At 59.1% G+C, this 16,982-nt stretch carries 12 protein-coding genes and 1 pseudogene; 11 read left to right on the top strand and 2 right to left on the bottom strand.

All coding sequences use genetic code 11. The features are described 5' to 3' along the window. Positions 1-101 precede the first annotated feature (101 nt). Positions 102-860: a TonB family protein gene (locus tag ABIB44_RS02320; RefSeq protein WP_354583007.1), complete on the top strand. Its 759-nt coding sequence runs from the start codon at positions 102-104 to the stop codon at positions 858-860. A gap of 409 nt (positions 861-1,269) precedes the next feature. On the opposite strand, the gene accC is transcribed toward ABIB44_RS02320, so the two are convergent. After that, a complete protein-coding gene (accC, locus tag ABIB44_RS02315) occupies positions 1,270-2,781 on the bottom strand; it encodes an acetyl-CoA carboxylase biotin carboxylase subunit (protein ID WP_354583006.1) in 1,512 nt (503 codons plus the stop codon). 280 nt (positions 2,782-3,061) lie between these two features. On the opposite strand from accC, the gene ABIB44_RS02310 reads away from it, so the two are divergent. Further along, positions 3,062-4,309 (top strand): aminotransferase class I/II-fold pyridoxal phosphate-dependent enzyme, encoded by a 1,248-nt coding sequence (locus ABIB44_RS02310; RefSeq protein WP_354583005.1) that lies wholly within the window; start codon positions 3,062-3,064, stop codon positions 4,307-4,309. 255 nt (positions 4,310-4,564) lie between these two features. After that, positions 4,565-4,735: pseudogene (locus tag ABIB44_RS02305) on the top strand (BF3379 family histone-like protein); the annotation flags it as partial. A 246-nt stretch (positions 4,736-4,981) separates the two neighbouring features. On the opposite strand, the gene tyrS reads toward ABIB44_RS02305, so the two are convergent. Next, on the bottom strand, positions 4,982-6,298 hold the full coding sequence (tyrS, locus tag ABIB44_RS02300) for a tyrosine--tRNA ligase (RefSeq protein WP_354583004.1): 1,317 nt from the start codon (positions 6,296-6,298) through the stop codon (positions 4,982-4,984). Between the two features lie 166 nt (positions 6,299-6,464). On the opposite strand from tyrS, the gene holA reads away from it, so the two are divergent. From holA to ABIB44_RS02255, 8 genes are all read left to right on the top strand, one after another. Further along, entirely contained in the window at positions 6,465-7,523 is a 1,059-nt protein-coding gene (gene holA / locus ABIB44_RS02295; protein WP_354583003.1) for a DNA polymerase III subunit delta, read from the top strand. Positions 7,524-7,581: 58 nt separating this feature from the next. After that, positions 7,582-7,794 carry a hypothetical protein gene (locus ABIB44_RS02290; RefSeq protein ID WP_354583002.1) on the top strand — a complete coding sequence of 71 codons (213 nt, stop codon included), beginning with the start codon at positions 7,582-7,584 and terminating at the stop codon, positions 7,792-7,794. Positions 7,795-8,379: 585 nt separating this feature from the next. Further along, positions 8,380-11,607, top strand: a complete 3,228-nt coding sequence (locus ABIB44_RS02280) for a tetratricopeptide repeat protein (protein WP_354583001.1) — start codon at positions 8,380-8,382, stop codon at positions 11,605-11,607. 50 nt (positions 11,608-11,657) lie between these two features. Next, positions 11,658-13,424: a TonB-dependent receptor gene (locus ABIB44_RS02275; RefSeq protein WP_354583000.1), complete on the top strand. Its 1,767-nt coding sequence runs from the start codon at positions 11,658-11,660 to the stop codon at positions 13,422-13,424. Between the two features lie 108 nt (positions 13,425-13,532). Next, positions 13,533-14,756, top strand: a complete 1,224-nt coding sequence (locus ABIB44_RS02270) for an HU domain-containing protein (RefSeq protein ID WP_354582999.1) — start codon at positions 13,533-13,535, stop codon at positions 14,754-14,756. Positions 14,757-14,764: 8 nt separating this feature from the next. Beyond that, a complete protein-coding gene (locus ABIB44_RS02265; protein ID WP_354582998.1) occupies positions 14,765-15,460 on the top strand; it encodes a MotA/TolQ/ExbB proton channel family protein in 696 nt (231 codons plus the stop codon). 97 nt (positions 15,461-15,557) lie between these two features. Further along, on the top strand, positions 15,558-15,980 hold the full coding sequence (locus ABIB44_RS02260; RefSeq protein ID WP_354582997.1) for an ExbD/TolR family protein: 423 nt from the start codon (positions 15,558-15,560) through the stop codon (positions 15,978-15,980). Between the two features lie 65 nt (positions 15,981-16,045). Further along, the gene (locus tag ABIB44_RS02255) at positions 16,046-16,927 is read left to right on the top strand and encodes a hypothetical protein (RefSeq protein WP_354582996.1); all 882 of its coding nucleotides are present in this window, start codon (positions 16,046-16,048) and stop codon (positions 16,925-16,927) included. Positions 16,928-16,982 lie beyond the last annotated feature (55 nt).

The raw sequence follows: 16,982 nt of genomic DNA, 5'->3' as shown, positions 1-16,982 counted from the left end.
AAACCCGCTATTTTCGTCCTCTTTAAACAGTCGAAATCATATTCAACGCAGTTGAATCACGGCTTCTTTCATCAGTATCTCAACCAACGTTTCTACCACTCATGACCAGGTTTTGGAGCACCATACTCGTACTGGCCTGCCTGAGTGCGGCCCCGGCCGCCGCGCAACAAGCCGTGCCGCCTACCCGCCACGAGCTGCTCGATTCGACTCATACCGTAATCAACACCGCCACTGGGGCTCGCTACCGTCGCGACACCGAATACGCCGACAGCATACGTGGGGTGGTGCGTGAGTTCACGCTGGCCGGCCAATTAGTGCATCAGAGCCACTACGAAAACCTGCGAACCAGGCAGCTTGATGGCATCGCCGAATCGTGGTGGCCCAACGGGCAGCTCAGCGCGCACGAGGAATACGCGCACGGCAAGCGACTGGGCGATATGCGCCTTTACTACCAAAACGCTCAGCTGAAGCGTCGGGCCCGGTACGACGAAAGCGGCGCGAGCACGGGCGAATGCTTCGGCCCGGAAGGCCAGCCGGTGGCGTTTTTCGAGTACGAAATAATGCCGCGCTACTCGCGGGGCGACGGCGGATTTATGGCCATTGTGCAGGCCATTGCCAGCAACGTAAAGTACCCCCGCGATGCGCTCAAAGCCAAAGCGGAGGGCCGCGTGTTCGTAAAATTTGTAGTGGACAAATTGGGTAAGGTTGCCGATATTGAGCTGGTGAAAGGCGTTTTCCCGTCTCTCGACCAGGCGGCTATGCAGGCCGTGCGCGAGCTGCGGGCATTCACACCGGCGCAACAGGATGGGGAGGTTGTCGCCGTGTCGTTCACGGTGCCCATCACGTTCAGGGTCCAGTGAAATTTAGACAAGCAGTTTCAGAAGCCAGGTATTCCTTAAGTAGTCGTGCAGAAGGAACCGTATTCACTCTTGACCGTCATGCTGAGCTTGTCGAAGCAGCTCTACCGCGATACTAAAATTAGTTGGTAGCACGGTAGAGCTGCTTCGGCAAGCTCAGCATGACCGTCTTTTTTGCTGCAATTGCTTTTGTACGAATACTTAAATGGTGTTTGAACGGAGTAGAGACGCAATGTTTTGCGCCTCATCGCAGAATAATGCGGCGAACAAAGCCCGCCCGACATCCAAACGACGCGGCCGACGAGACGCAGCATGTTGCATCTCGTCGGCCGCGCTGAATAACTCAAATAGCTTCTTCGGGAAAATAACCCCATGTTTAGGCGGCTAGTAAGTGGCGTACCCAGCCCAACTCTTACCGCACCCCCAGCCGGTTCCGCCGCCAGCCCGAACCCTCCGTTCCGGCCGCCTCACCAGTTTCAGCCACTGCTTTAGGTTTCTTATTTTGCAGCAGCATGGCACCCAGGGCTGCGGCTACTTTGGCCGTGGCTTCGTCGGGTGTGGTAGGGGCTAAGGTGGTGGGGGTGAAATGGTCTTTGATGAAGTTGGTGTCAAAATCGCCGCTCACGAAAGCCGGGTGGCGGAGCACGTAGGCACCGAAGCCCAGCGTGGTTTCGATGCCCGTAATTTTATACTCTTCAATGGCGCGCAGCATTCGGGCAATGGCTTCGGCGCGGTCGGCCCCGAAGGTGACCAGCTTGGCAATCATCGGGTCGTAGTAAATCGGGATGTCCATGCCCTGCTCAAACCCGTCATCCACGCGCACACCGGGGCCCTGGGGGCGCACGTAGGTGGTCAGGGTTCCGATGTCGGGCAGAAAGTTGTTCTGCGGGTCTTCGGCGTACACGCGCAGCTCCAGGGCGTGGCCGGTGATGGTGAGGTCGGCCTGCGAGAAGGCCAGGGGCTCGCCCTGGGCCACTCTAATTTGCTCCTTCACGAGGTCGAGGCCGGTGATTTGCTCCGTTACGGGATGCTCTACCTGCAGGCGGGTATTCATCTCCAGGAAGTAGAAGTTGTGCTGGTCGTCGAGCAGGAATTCCACGGTGCCGGCGCCCGCGTAGTTGCAGGCACGGGCCACATCCACGGCGCAGCGGCCCATTTCGGCGCGCAGCTCGGGCGTGAGCACCGAGGAGGGCGCTTCCTCAATCACTTTCTGGTGGCGGCGCTGAATGCTGCACTCCCGTTCAAACAAATGCACGATGTTGCCGTGCTCATCGCCTAATACCTGAATTTCGATGTGGCGCGGGCCGGTTACGAATTTCTCGATGAACACCGCCCCATCGCCGAAGGCCGAAACGGCCTCATTGATGGCCAGCTGCATCTGCTCCTCAAACTCGTCGGCCCCGTTCACGATGCGCATACCCTTGCCGCCGCCCCCGGCCGACGCCTTTATCAGAATCGGAAAACCTACTTCCTGCGCAATCAGCTTGGCGGCGGGCACGTCCGAAATGGCTTCGTCGGTGCCGGGCACCAGCGGGATGTTATAGGCTTTTACGGCCTGCTTGGCCGAGAGCTTATCGCCCATCATTTCCATCGCCTCGGGGCTGGGGCCTACAAAAATGAGGCCCGCCGCGCGCACGGCCCGGGCAAAGCCGGCGTTTTCGCTCAGGAAGCCGTAGCCGGGATGAATGGCATCGACGCCGAGCTCCCGGCAGACCTCAATAATCTTGTCGCCGCGCAAGTAGCTGTCTTTCGAAGCGGGGGGGCCTACGCACACAGCCTCGTCGGCGTAACGCACGTGCAGGGCGTTGCGGTCGGCTTCGGAGTAGATGGCCACGGTGGCAATGCCCATTTCCTTGGCGGAGCGCAGCACACGCAAAGCAATTTCGCCCCGATTGGCAACCAGCAGCTTGGAGATTTTTTTCATGGGTGGGAGGAGGGCGGTGGGATGAAGGCAGTGTTAACGAAGGGCGTCATGCGTAGCCTGACGTCCTCGTTAGCCCGTTTGTGCGCCAATGGCCCACAAAGAAACTGCGAAACCGCAACCCGCCACCAAACCCTGCGGGCATTATCCTGTTATTAAGCCCAAATTATGCACATCGGCAGCCTATGGTTACCTTTGTAGTTGGGCCTGTTGAGAACTTACGAAAAAACTCCTTAGCGGCCGTTTCAGCGCGTTACACCACCACCTAATTTCCGTTTTTTCAGTGGATATTTTCGACCGGGTTTCGGCCAACCGCGGCCCCTTGGGTTCGCAATCGCATTACGCCCACGGCTACTTCGCTTTCCCGAAGCTGGAAGGCCAAATCAACCCCCGCATGCTGTTTCGGGGCAAAGAGGTGCTGACCTGGAGCCTGAATAATTACCTGGGCCTGGCCAACCACCCCGAGGTGCGGCAAGCTGACATCGACGGGGCCACCGACTACGGCATGGCTTACCCGATGGGAGCGCGCATCATGAGCGGCAACTCGACTAACCACGAGCGCCTCGAAAACGAGTTGGCCGACTTCGTGCAGAAGCCCGGCGCGCTGCTGCTCAATTTCGGCTACCAGGGCGTGGTAAGCATTATCGACGCGCTGGTGAGCCGCCACGATGCCATTGTGTACGACGCCGAGTCGCACGCCTGCATCATCGACGGGGTGCGCCTGCACCAGGGCAAACGGTTTGTGTTTAACCACAACGACATGGCCAGCCTCGAAAAACAACTGGAGCGCGCCAAGCGCCTGACCGACGAATCCGGCGGCGGCATTCTCGTCATTACGGAGGGGATGTTCGGCATGTCGGGCAACCTGGGCAAGCTTCCCGAAATCATAGCGCTAAAGAAGAAATTCGACTTCCGCATCTTCGTCGACGATGCCCATGGCTTCGGCACTTTGGGCCCTACGGGGGCCGGAACCGCCGAGCATTTGGGCTGTATTGAAGGCGTGGACCTGATTTTTTACACCTTCGCCAAGAGCATGGCCAGCATCGGCGCATTCGTGGCCGGCGAAGAAAGTGTGATTGAATATTTGCGTTATAACATGCGTAGTCAGATTTTCGCCAAATCGCTGCCCATGCCGCTGGTTATTGGTGCGCTGAAGCGCCTGGAGCTGATTCGCAACCACCCCGAATACCGCGAAAAACTCTGGACCGTGGTACGCGCCCTGCAGGGCGGGCTAAAGGAAAAGGGCTTCAACATTGGCACCACCGAATCGCCGGTTACGCCCGTACTGCTGAACGGCGAATTATCGGATGCGACGGCCCTAACCTTCGATTTACGCGAGAATCACGGCATTTTCTGCTCCATCGTCGTGTATCCGGTGGTGCCCAAGGGCGTAATTATGCTGCGCCTTATCCCAACGGCCATGCACTCGCTAGCCGACGTGCAGGAAACGATTGCAGCGTTTGAAACCGTGTCTGCCAAGCTCGATAAGGGGCTTTACAGCAAAGCGAACACTGCGCCGCAAACAGCTTAAAACAACGCCCCAGCGCGTATTTACGCCGGCTGTCCGTGAGGACGGCCGGCGTTTTGTTTTTGAACAATTCTAAGCTAAGCGCATTAGTGCTACTTGCTGCAAATGGGGTTTTTAAACCCAAAATCGGCCTCTGAAAGCCGGGAAGGGGGTTTTTAAAAATAAGGGAAAAAGTTGCTTGCATTTGAAATCCCTGTATATTAGGGCCGGCTTAACACCACTAATCATTCATTTTTCACACCCAAACCACAACCCCCAATGAACAATTTCAGCAAACTGAAAGACCTCGTGATGTCGCTCGAAGACGATTTCTCGAAATTCTACGACAAGCAGAACGCCGCTGCCGGCACCCGCGTGCGCAAAGGCATGCAGGAGCTGAAGACCATGGCTCAGACGTTCCGCACCGAAGTGCAGAACACCAAGAACACGGCTACTGCTGCTGCTCCCAAGGCGGCCGCTGGTGCTAAGAAAGCCGCTCCGGCTGCTAAGAAAGCCGCTGCTCCTGCCAAGAAGGCCGCTGCTCCTGCTAAGAAGAAGTAATTCTGGCCTGACGCGGACTTTACGGAGTTCGCCGATTGCTTTAGTAATGAAAAAGGCCCCGCCAATTGGCGGGGCCTTTTTTTATAGTTGGCTAAAGCTGTTCGCAGGATTTGAAAGACGGGTGTTAGCCTCCCACTACACCAATTCGACCAGGAAGTAGTTCTTCTTACCCTTCTGCACTACGAGGTACTTGCCGGCCAGGTGCTGGATGGCTGACACGGACGCCTCGGGTGAAGCTACTTTTTCGCGATTAATACTTACGCCGCCGGCCTGAATCATTTTGCGGGCTTCGCCTTTGGAGGGGAAGATTTTGTGCAGGGTGAAGTCGCTAAGGAAAGTGGCGGCGTTGAGTTCTAGCAGCATTTCCTCCCGGAGCACGCGTAAGTGGGGTACACCGGCAAACACGTCGAGCAGGGTGGCTTCGTCGAGCGTGGCGAGGTCGCCGCCGCCGAAGAGGACCTGTGAGGCGGCGATGGCGGCTTCGGTGGCCTCGGCGGAATGTACGCGGGTGGTAACGTCGGCGGCCAGGGCTTTTTGCAGGAGGCGCAGGTGCGGGGCGGCGGCGTGCTCGGCTTCCAGTTGCTCGATTGCCGGCTGCCCGAGCAGCGTGAATACGCGGATGAGGCGCGGGGCATCGGCGTCGGCGGCGTTGAGGAAAAACTGGTAGAACTGGTAGGGCGAAGTCAGCTTGGGGTCGAGCCAGACGGTGCCGGTTTCGGACTTGCCGTACTTGGTGCCGTCGGCCTTGGTGATGAGCTGGCCGGTGAGGGCGTAGGCTTTGGCTTCGCGCTCATCGGCGTTGGCAAGGCGGCGGATGAGCTCGGTGCCGGTGGTGATGTTGCCCCACTGGTCGCTGGCGCCCATTTGCAGGGTGCAGCCCAGGGTTTTGTTGAGGTGCACGAAGTCGTAGCCCTGCAGCAGTTGGTAGCTGAACTCGGTGTAGCTGATGCCGGCGCTCTCCCCGCCGTCTTCGGTGCCACCGATGCGGCGCTTCACCGAATCCTTGGCCATCATGTAGTTTACGGTGAGGTGCTTGCCCACTTCGCGCAGAAACTCCAGGAAGCCGAAGTTCTTGAACCAGTCGTAGTTGTTCACGACCAGCGCCCCAGTAGGGCCTTCGCTGAAGTCCAGAAACTTCTCCAGCTGGGCTTGAATACCGGCCTGGTTGTGGCGCAGGGTGGTTTCGTCGAGCAGGTTGCGCTCGGCCGACTTGCCGCTGGGGTCGCCAATCATGCCCGTGGCCCCGCCCACGAGGGCGAGGGGGCGATGCCCGGCCCGCTGAAGGTGCACCAGCAGCATAATGGTGGCCAGGTTACCGATGTGCAGCGAGGCGGCCGTGGGGTCGAAACCGATATAGCCGGTGATGGGCGCATTGGTAGCGAGGTGCTCGGCGGTGCCGGGCATGGCGTCGTGAAACATGCCGCGCCAGGTCAGTTCAGGGATGAAATTCAAGTTAAAAGTTAAAAGTTAGGAGTTAAAAATCAGCATATAAACTGCCGCGTGACGTTTAGCAAGGAGGCAACATGCGACCGCAAAGGTAGCCGGAAGCGTAACTTCGCAAGGCAGATTCTGCGCCTTCAAAGCTTCCTTTTTTAACGCTCAACTTTTACCTTTTAACTTGATACAGGAAGCCGACGCGATAATTAAGCAGCTCCAGCAGCGCCAGTTTCAGCCCGTGTATTTTTTGCAGGGCGAGGAGCCGTACTACATCGATGTGGTGGCCGATTTGATTGAGAAAACCGTGCTGGCCGAGCACGAGCGCAGCTTCAACCAGATGGTGGTGTACGGCAAGGACGTGGACGTGACGGCCATTCTGAGCCAGGCTAAGCGGTTTCCGATGATGGCCGAGCGCAGCGTCGTTATCGTGAAAGAGGCCCAGACCGTGGCCGACCTGGAGCAGGAGCGGAGCTGGCCTTTCCTGGAGGCCTACCTCAAAAACCCGCTGCCCAGCACCGTGCTGGTGTTCTGCTACAAGCATAAGACCCTGGATTCGCGTAAGAAGCTCGGCAAACTGCTCGCCGGCAAAGACTCGCTGGTCGTGCTCATGACCAGCAAGAAGCTCTACGACAACCAGGTGCCGCAGTGGCTCACGGCCAACGTGCGCAGCCGGGGGCAGCAGATTACCGGGCAGGCCACCGCCATGCTGGCCGAGTACATCGGGGCCGATTTGGGCCGGCTGGCCAACGAAGTCGACAAGCTGGCGCTGAACCTGAAGCCCGGCCAGCCAATTGACGAGGAGTTGGTGCAGCGCATGGTGGGCATCAGCAAGGATTACAACATCTTCGAGCTGCAAAAGGCGCTGGTGCAGCGCGACGTGCTCAAGGCCAATCGCATCCTGGCCTACTTCGCGGCCAATCCCAAGGCCAACCCGCTCATCCCGAACCTGACGCTGCTGTTCAACTTTTTTAGCAAGCTGCTGGTGCTGCACCAGGCCGGGGCCAACCCGCCCGATGGCGTATTTAAGAGCTTGGGCATTGTGAACAGCTTCGCGCAGAAAGAATACCAGCAGGCGCTGCGCGTGTTTCCGCCCGAGCGGGTGGTCGGGCTGATTCACTCGATTAGAAGGGCTGACGCGCAGAGTAAGGGCATCGAAAGCGGCTCAATGGACGATGCCGAGATTCTGCGGGAGCTGGTGTGGCTGATTCTGCACAACGTGCCGGCCGGGGTGTTGGAGTAACGTTCGGGGCAATGCGGGCGTATCAAGGTAGTTATTTCACTTCAACCTGATTTCACCCATGAGCAATAATTCCCGCAGCGGCACACTTGGTGGCCTACTGGCTGGCCTGATTAGCGGCCGAACCAACGAAGATGGAACCCGTGCCAGCGGTTCCAAATCTGGCACCCTGGTGAAAGGTGCGCTGCTGGCGGCTGGCGCAGCTTATCTATACAAACGCTACAAAGCCGGCGACCTGAAGCTGCCGGGTATCAATCTGCCCAAATCCAAGTAGCCGGGTAGCTTCAATCGGTTTGAACCCTGACAGGCCCCGTTAGCAATTGCTGACGGGGCCTGTTTTATCGGAAGGAGCCGAAGCCGGAGAGCTGCTTTTGGAGCATTAAGGCCCGGTTTGCCATTCAGATTGAAAATCGAACTTGTGGACTTCAGAAATACGAAGACCGGATAATGCTGGTGAAGGCCTTGGACGAAGAAGGTGCGCAACACAAGCTGCTTCCGGGCTTCAAAAGCTACGCGGAGCCCTATTTGAACTCTGCGGGCCTACTGGTCCGGTGGCAGTTCGAGAAGTTTCTGGATGCCTATTCAACCGATGTCCCTTCGTTGCAGGCATTTCTGCACGATGAAGGGGTAGAGGTGTTTTCGGAACTTGGAAACAGAAAGCTGAAACCTGGCTTCGAGTGGTTGCGGTTAGAATCAGGCAGTTGATTACCCAATTTAGAATGGATTAGCCAGCCAGATTGGATACCGCGCGCAACAATGAAAACCCAGCTTCCAACGTTGCCGGGGCAACCTACGGGCAATTATCGCTACTTTTGGCGAGTTCCCGGGCCCGGTGCGGCCCTCCACGCAAGGACATTACATGAAGCTATTTCCCCGGCTGGCGCTGGCCGCCGCCCTGAGTGCCGCAGCCCCCGTGGCTGTCTACGCCCAGCAAACCCAGGTATTTGCCGCCGATGAGCGACACTTTCAGGAAGGATTGGAGTTGTTTGACCGCGGCCAGTACGGGGCTGCTCAGGAAGCCTTCCGGCAGTACTTAGCCATCGAGCCGGTGCGCGCCGGTCAGGCCGGCCCCACCGCCACCGACCGCACCGCCGACGCCGAGTATTACTACGCCGTGAGTGGCCTCTACCTGTCGCATCCTGATGCTGAGGGACTGATTCTGGACTTCGCGGCCCGGCACCCGGCCCACCCGCGCGCCGCCGTGGCTTACTTCGAGCTCGGCAAGTTCTATTTCGACCAGAAGAACTACGAGGCGGCCATCCGCTACTTTACCAAGGTAGCCCCCGACAACCTGAGCAACGACCAGCGCGCCGAGTCCGATTTCAAGCTGGCCTACAGCTACTTCGAGCAGAAGGACTACGACAAGGCCCGCCTGCTGTTCGACCGCAGCAAGCAAGTGCAGAGCCAGTACAAATATGCTAGCTCATACTACGCTGGCTACCTGGCCTACCGTGCCGGTGACTACGCCGCCGCCCGCACCGACCTGGGCGTGGCTGAGCAGAACGATGCCTACAAGCACGTGGTGCCGGCCATCATGACGCAGATTTACTACAAGGAGGGTAACTACGATGGCTTGATTGCCTACGCCGGCAAGGCCCTTCAAAACACGCCGCCACCGCAGAACTCCGACGAAATCCAGTTGCTGCTCGGTGATGCTTACTACCAGAAGGAGCAGTACAAGGAGGCCGCCGACAACTTCGATAAGTACGCCGGGCTGCACCAGGGCCGCATCGAGCCGGCTCTGCAGTACAAGATTGGCTTTGCCAATTACAAGATGGGCGACTTTAAGGGGGCCATTGCTAGCCTGAAGAACGTGGCCGTGTTGCGCGACTCGCTGGGCCAGAATGCTGCCTACCACTTGGGCCTGAGCTATATCCAGACCGGCCAAAAGCGCGAGGCCGTAACGGCCTTCGAAGCTGCCCGCCAGGGAACCTTCGACAAAGCGGTGGCCGAAAACGCCACTCTGAAGCTCGGCCAGGTGCAGTATGAGTTGGGCAATCTGCCCGAAACCATTGCCGTGCTGCGCGATTTCCGTAAGCGTTTTCCCCGCTCCAAAAATCAGGCGACGGTGGACGATTTGCTAAGCACCAGCTTTCTGTCGAGTACGGACTACGCCCAGGCGCTGGCCTACCTCGAAGGCCTCGATGACCGCGGGGATAAGTTGAATGAGACTTACCAGCGGGTGGCCTACTCTCAGGCCGCCATGCTCTACAATAACAGCAACTACGCCCAGGCGCTGCCGCTGCTCGATAAGTCGCTGCAGTTTCCGGCCGATGACGGCCTGCGTGCAGCCGCACAGGTGTTGCGCGGCGAGATTTTTAGCGTGGGCCAGCAATACCCCGATGCGATTACGGCTTATGCGGCCGCGGCCCGCTCGGCCCGGCGGGGTGGCGTGAGCCCCGAGGAAGCCGACTTTGAGCAGAAGGCCCGCTACGGCTTGGGCTACGCCTACTACAATACCAAGCAGTACGACCGCGCCCGCGCGCAATTCCAGGCTTTCCTGAACGATACTGACGCCAAACCGTCGGATATCAATTACTACGACGCCACGTTGCGCCTGGCCGATACCTACTACATCGCCAAATCTTACCCGCAGGCCCTGACGCTGTACGATAAAGTTATCCAGGCCAACGCGGCGGACAAGGACTACGCCTATTATCAGAAAGGCCGCACGCTGGGTGCCATGGGCCGGCGCGAAGAAGCCGGCAGCACGCTAGCCGCACTGCTCAAAACCAGCCCCAACTCGCGCTATGCCGAAGATGCCGTATTTCAGCAGGCCCAGCTCTCTTTCGAGGCCGGGGAATATCAGCCGGCCGTCACGGGCTTCTCGAAACTGATTGATAACCGGCCCAACAGCGCGCTCATTCCGCAGGCATTGCAGAAGCGCGGCGTAGCCTACGCTAACCTTGAGCAGCAGGACAAGGCCGTGGCCGACTTCCAGCGCGTGCTCACGCAATACCCCCGGAGTGAGGCCGCCTCCCAGGCTTTGTACAGCCTGCAGGAAAGCCTCACGGCCCTCGGCCGCACCGAAGAATTCGATGCCGCGCTGGCTGGATTTAAAACGCAGAACCCCGATAGCAAAGCCACGGAGAGCGTCGAATACGAAGCCGCTAAGTCGTTATATCTGTCTGAGAAATACCAACCTGCTATTTTGCGCCTGGAGTCTTACTTGAAGCAATATCCGCAATCGGCGCTGGGGGCCGATGCCCGTTTCTTCCTGGCCGACTCTTACCTAAAAACCGGCGACCGCCAGCAGGGCCTGACCCGCCTGCGCGCCGTAGTGGAGGAAGGCAAGTCGGAATTCGTGAATCGCGCCGTGGGCCGCCTGGCCGACTTGGAATTTGAGAATAAGGACTACCCGGCTGCCGCCAAGCTCTATGAGCGCCTGCGCGGGGCCAGCACCAACCGCCGCGAAATGGCCAACGCTACCCTTGGCCAAATGCGCAGCCTCTACGAGAGCGCCGATTACCCCGGCACCCGCCGCGTAGCCGAGGAGTTGCGCGCCCAGGCTGGCGCGACCGCCAACGCAACCAATGCCGCACTGCTGTACCTGGGTAAGGCCAGCCTGCGTAGCGACCAACTCGACCAGGCTGTGACCGAGTTGACGGCCGCTGTTGCTGCGGCACCCAACGACGTCAACGGAGCCGAAGCCCAGTATTACCTGGCCGAAACCCTGTTCAAGCAGAAGAAAACCGAAGATGCTAAAGCCGCCGCATTAAAAGTGAACGCCAACTTCAGCAGCTACTCGCTGTGGCTGGGGCGCGCCTTTTTGTTAGTGGCCGATATCTACGCGTCGGAGGGCGATACTTTTCAGGCCCGTGGTACGCTGAACTCGCTTATTGATAACAACTTTCCGGTGCCCGAAATTCTGGAGGCCGCCCAGCAGCGCCTCAAAGGCCTGGGGGCTGACCAGCCCGACGAAGCCACCGAACCGGTCCCAACCAAAAAGCCGCCGGTAAAAGCCCCCGTGAAAGCGCCCACCAAAGGCCCGGCCAAAACCACCGCCCCGGCCAAGGGCAAAGCCACCGTGCCCCGCCCCAACCTGCGCGGCACCCTCACCGCCCCGGCCGACACTACTCAACGTTAGCCGCGTTCCCTCTTTTCATTGAATCCCCCTTGCTGATGAAGCATTTGTCGATGGTTATTTCTCAATCATTCCCACGTTCCGGCGCTGGGCTGGTGCTAGCGGCCGTGCTGGCCGGTGGCTTCAACCCGGCTTCAGCGCAAACGCAGCCGCCCAAAAAGCGCACCGGTCAGATTGAGGAAGCCGAGATTGAGATTGTGAAGGAACGGGTGAACCAGCTGCCCGAAGCCACCCGCAACTACGAAAAAATAAAGCTGCCGGCCCCGCCCAAGGTCGAGCGCAAGGTGGCGTATACGTTCCCCGATTTCCGCTTACCTGCCAATCGCCTCGCCCCGTCGGTAAAGGTGCTGACCATCCGGGCCGAGGAGGCCACGCCGCTCACCGGCAATTTCGTGAAGGCGGGGATTGGCAACTACGGTACATTCTACGGACGCGGTTACTTCCACAGTACCCGCGATACCGACCACGCCTATGGGCTCGATATCAAGCACGTTAGCTCCATTCAGGGTCCGGTAGATGGCAAGAACTCGCGCATGTCGGAAAGCAGCGCCCACCTCATGGGCGAGCTGTACCGGGGCACCGGAGCATTCGGGGCCACCCTCGATTTCGGCCGCGAACGCTACAATTTTTACGGCTATGAGAAGGCTGCCAATGGCGGCCCACTGACTACGCCTGAGTCGGCCGATATTAAGCAGATATTCAACCGCTTCGCGGTGAAAGCCTACGCTCACAATCGCAACCCCGACCAACAGCTGACCTACGACGCCGGCATCGGCTACCGCTACTGGGCTGATAACTTCGCCGCCTCGGAAAACGATGTGCGGCTGAACGCCAAAATGGGCTACGCGCTGGGCGAATTGAGCCGCCTGACCGTGGCCGCCGATGCTTCCTTTATTTCCGACAAGGACCTGTCGGTACCCTTGGCGGGCCAGCCCCCGGCCTCGCTCAGCCGCACGCGCACTTTTGTGCAGGCCACGCCGGCCTACGAGTTTCTGAAAAACAATATTGCCGTGACGGTAGGGGCTACGCTGGGCTATTCCAGCGACACCACCACCAACGTGAGCAAGGCCGTGGCTTACCCGGCCATCCGGCTGGGCTACACCATCGAGCCCGAGAAGTTTATGGTGTACGCCGGCCTGGGTGGCGCGCTTCAACGCGTCACGCGCTACGACCTGAGCACCGAAAACCCCTGGCTGAACCGGGGCCTGAACGTGGCCGACACGCACCGCGGCCCCACCATCTACGCCGGCTTCACTTCGACGCCCGCCCGGGGCCTGGAGTTCAATGCCCGCGCTACCTACGCCCGCGACCGCAACCTGTATTTCTACCTCAACAGCCCGCTCGACCCTTCGCGTTTCGACCTTGTGTATGACCGGCAGGCTACGGGTGTCCTTAATATCCACGGCGAGCTGCTTTACAACGCCGCCGAGAAGTTTCGGCTGGGTACGCGGGTAGACTACAATAAATACGCCCTTAAAAACCTGCCCGAGCCCTTCCACCGGCCCGAGTTCCAGGGCTCGGTGTTCGGCACCTACAACGTGTTCGATAAGCTGATGCTTGGCGTCGAAGGCTACTTCTACTCGGCTAGCTACGGCATCAGCTACCGGCCGGCCACCGTCCCGGGGGCCACGCGCACCCCCGATTTTTACCGCGCTACCACGCCGATTATCGACCTTAATCTGCGCGCCGACTACCGCGTTACGCCAAAAATATCCATCTTTGCAATGGGTAACAACCTCGTCAACCGTCAGTACCAGCGCTTCTACGGCTATCCGGTGAAGGGCATTAATGTGCTGGGCGGGGCAACCTATACTTTTTAAGTGTTGAATGTTGACTGTTGAGTTTTGATTGAGTTGAATGGTAAAAGGGCCTGTGTAAGGAACTTAACTTTCAACTAAGCCCTCGAAGCTCAGCACTAAAAACTTCCCATGATGCACCTCGCTGACCACATCCGTCCTTTGCTCCGTGACCACGACTGCGTGATTATTCCGGACTTTGGCGGGCTTGTGGCCGACGTGTCGCCGGCCCGGGCCCAGCCCGGCCGCCAGGCCCTTAGCCCGCCCACCAAGCTCGTGGCCTTCAACCAGGCCCTCATGCGCAACGATGGCCTGCTCGTCGATGCGCTCAGCCAGCACTTGGGCCTGCCCATTGCCGAAGCCCGCGAGCGGGTGCGCGTTGCCGTGGCCGGGCTGCACCAGGAACTCGACGAGAACAACCGTACCGAGCTGCCGGGAATTGGTATCTTCCGCCGCGCCGCCGGCCGTGGGCTGGCCTTTGAATACACGGGTACCGACAACCTGCTCGCCGCTTCTTTTGGCCTGCCCGAATTAGTTGCCCGCCCCGTGCGCGCCGGCGATAGTCGTAAGCTGCCGCAGCCGGTTTTACGCGCTACCCGTACCCGCCTGGCTCGTTTCGTGCCTGCTAGCATTATCGCCGTGGCCGTGAGCCTGCTGCTGCTGGCTAACTACCAGGTGGCCCTCAAAGCCGGTTACCTGCCCACCGCTCTGCGTAGCTCGGTGCCCAAGTGGGAGTGGGCCCAGCGCCCTACCGAAACGGCCGCAGTTATAACCGCCGAGCCTCAGCAAGCCGCCTTGGGCCAGCACGACTTCGGCAGCACCGCGCCGGAAATGCCCGAAGGGCTGACCCCAATTGCAGAAGCTCCGGCTACCGTGCCCGAAATGACGACGGCCCCCGACCTCACTGGTACCCCCGTACGCAAAGTTCCGGTTGTACGCGCCGAAACTGGCACGGTTCCCGCGCCGGTTTCGGCCCTGCCCATTGCCGCCGCCGCAGATGAGGCCATGGCTACGGCTAGTGTCGCCGTCGTTCCGGTTCCCGCCGCGCACATTGCCGCTCCGGCCGTAGTGGCCGCGCCGCGCAAAGCTGCCGCGCTTGCGAATACCAGCACAATTAAAACCAGTACGGGCCGTTACTACGTTATTGCCGGGGCCTACAGCAGCTTGGCCCGGGCCGAAGCAGGCCGTCGTAACCTGCTCCGCGCCGGGCACCCGTCCCGCATCATCTTGCCCCATTTTGGCACGCGCCATTTTCGCCTCACGGCCGGTGACTTTGCCGACCAGGCCTCGGCCCAGCGCGAGGCGCAACGGCTGCGCGTGAGCACCCGCTGCGATTACAATACGCTGAAATATTAATTGACCGCATGTCCGTATTCCTCCTGCAAGTGGTTCCTGCCGCTGCCGATACCCTTAATACCGCCGCCACTGCTGCACCCCTCGCCTCCACCGACGTTCCGGTTATCGACCTGCTGATGCGGGGAGGCTTGATTATGATTCCGCTGGTAGCCCTGTCGCTGCTCTCGTTTTACATCATTCTCGAACGGTACTTCACCATCCGCAAGGCTGCCGGCGACCCGGATTCCTTCATGGCCAGTATCCGCGCCCTGATGGTGAAGGGCGACCTGGCCGGGGCCAAGCTGCTTTGTGCCCAAACGGCTTCCCCGCTGGCCCGTATGGTCGAGAAAGGCTTGCGTCGTATCGGCCTGCCGCTGAAGGAAATTGAAACCAGCGTTGAGAACGTGGGCAAGATTGAAATCGCACGGCTCGAAAAGAATATCAGTATTCTGGGCATTATCGCCGGTATCGCGCCGATGATTGGTTTTGTCGGCACGATTATCGGCGTTATTAAGATTTTCTATTCGATTGCCGCCACCAAGGAGTTTGGTATTCCGCAGGTCGCCGACGGGCTTTATGTTAAGCTTGTGACCTCCGCTACGGGCCTCATTGTGGGCATCATCGCTCACGTAGGGTATCATTGGCTCAGCATTTTGGTCGAGCGCATGGTGTTCCGGATGGAAAACTCGGCCATCGAGTTCATGGATATTTTGCAGGATAATTAATTGATGTGGAAGTGTGAAGTTTTGAAAATGTGCTGATTGGGTGGTCAGTAAACGACCAGCAATTCATTTTCACATTACCCTGTTCTCTCATTAGCCAATGAACCTTTCCCGCCGTCACCGTCTCACTTCGCACGTCGAAACCGGGGCTATGAACGACATCATGTTTTTCCTGATGTTGTTCTTTTTGATTGCCTCTACGCTGGTAAATCCCAACGTTATCAAGCTGTTGCTGCCAAACGCCAAATCCAGCAAACAGGTTATGAAGCAGCCCATCACTATTTCGGTGGATGCGGCCGGTACCTACTACGTGAATAAGAAGCCGGTGAATCCGTCGGCGGTGGAGACCGAGTTGGTGGCACTGGTGGGGCCCACCACGCCCACCAGCGAGCAGGCCACCGTGGTGCTGCGTGTTGATAATTCGCTGAACGTGCAAAAGCTGGTTGATATTCTCGAAATTGGCAACCGCCTGAAACTGAAAATGGTGATGGCCACGCAGGCCCAGCAGGCGGCCGGCAAATAAGGAGCAGATTGGTTAAATTTGCTCAGTAGGTAATCGCCGCACTCAGCAATCAGTAAATCGAGAAAATGGCCATTGACTATCCCGAACCGCATCGCCGGCAAGCCCTGATTGGTACCCTGGTGGTGCACGGCCTGTTGTTGTTGCTGTTTTTGTTCACGCATTTCCACGGGCCCAACCCCCCATTGGCAATGCTCGGCGGCGATGGCGTAGAACTGAACTACGGCCTCGACGAGGCCGGCTCGGGCTATATTCAGAGCATGGCTCCGGCCAATAACTCCCCTAATCGCGAAGACAGCCGCCCGCCCAAGGCCAGCCCCGACCCGCAGCCGCGCCCCGTGGCCACGGCAACGCCCGACCCGACGCCACCCGCGCAGGAAAAAATTATTACCAGCGATGCCGAGGAAAGCCCGGTAGCTGAAACCCCCGTCGAAACGCCTGCACCACCCAAGGAGGAGGTGAAAGCCGCGCCCCGCGTGCCGCGAAAAGTAGCCGTTACCTTCGCCCCGAAAGGCAGCGCTACCGGCGGCGGCAATGGCGTAAACGGAACCAGCAACGCGCCCACCGGCAACAACAACGGCGACCGTCCGGGCACTACCGGCGACCAGGGCGACCCCAATGGTTCGCTTGATTCCAAAGCCCTGTATGGCGCTGGGGGGCGCGGCGGCACCGGCAGCAGTCCTGGCAGCGGCGGCCTGGAGATGAGCGGCTGGGCAATCCAAAACGTGCCGAGCATCCCGAAACTGGACGACAACAACGGAGTTGCCAGATTCAAGATTGTCATCGACGCAAATGGGGAAGTAGAATCCGTTACAAAGGTGTCAGGCAGTATCTCGGCTGAGCAGGCCAAGGCCGTGCGCGATGCCTTGCTGAGTGCTTCTTTCCGTAATGTGAACGGCATCTCCGGGCGTGCTACCGGCTTCTATAACTTTCGGTACACCGTGCGCTAATCACACTTGCAACCACGAAAACGCCCGCGACCTTTGTTAAGGCTGCGGGCATTTT

The organism is Hymenobacter sp. UYCo722 (assembly GCF_040547115.1).
Lineage (GTDB): Bacteria > Bacteroidota > Bacteroidia > Cytophagales > Hymenobacteraceae > Hymenobacter.
The sequence above is the reverse complement of the archived record's forward strand: the minus strand, read 5'-3'. Positions and strand labels throughout refer to the sequence as shown.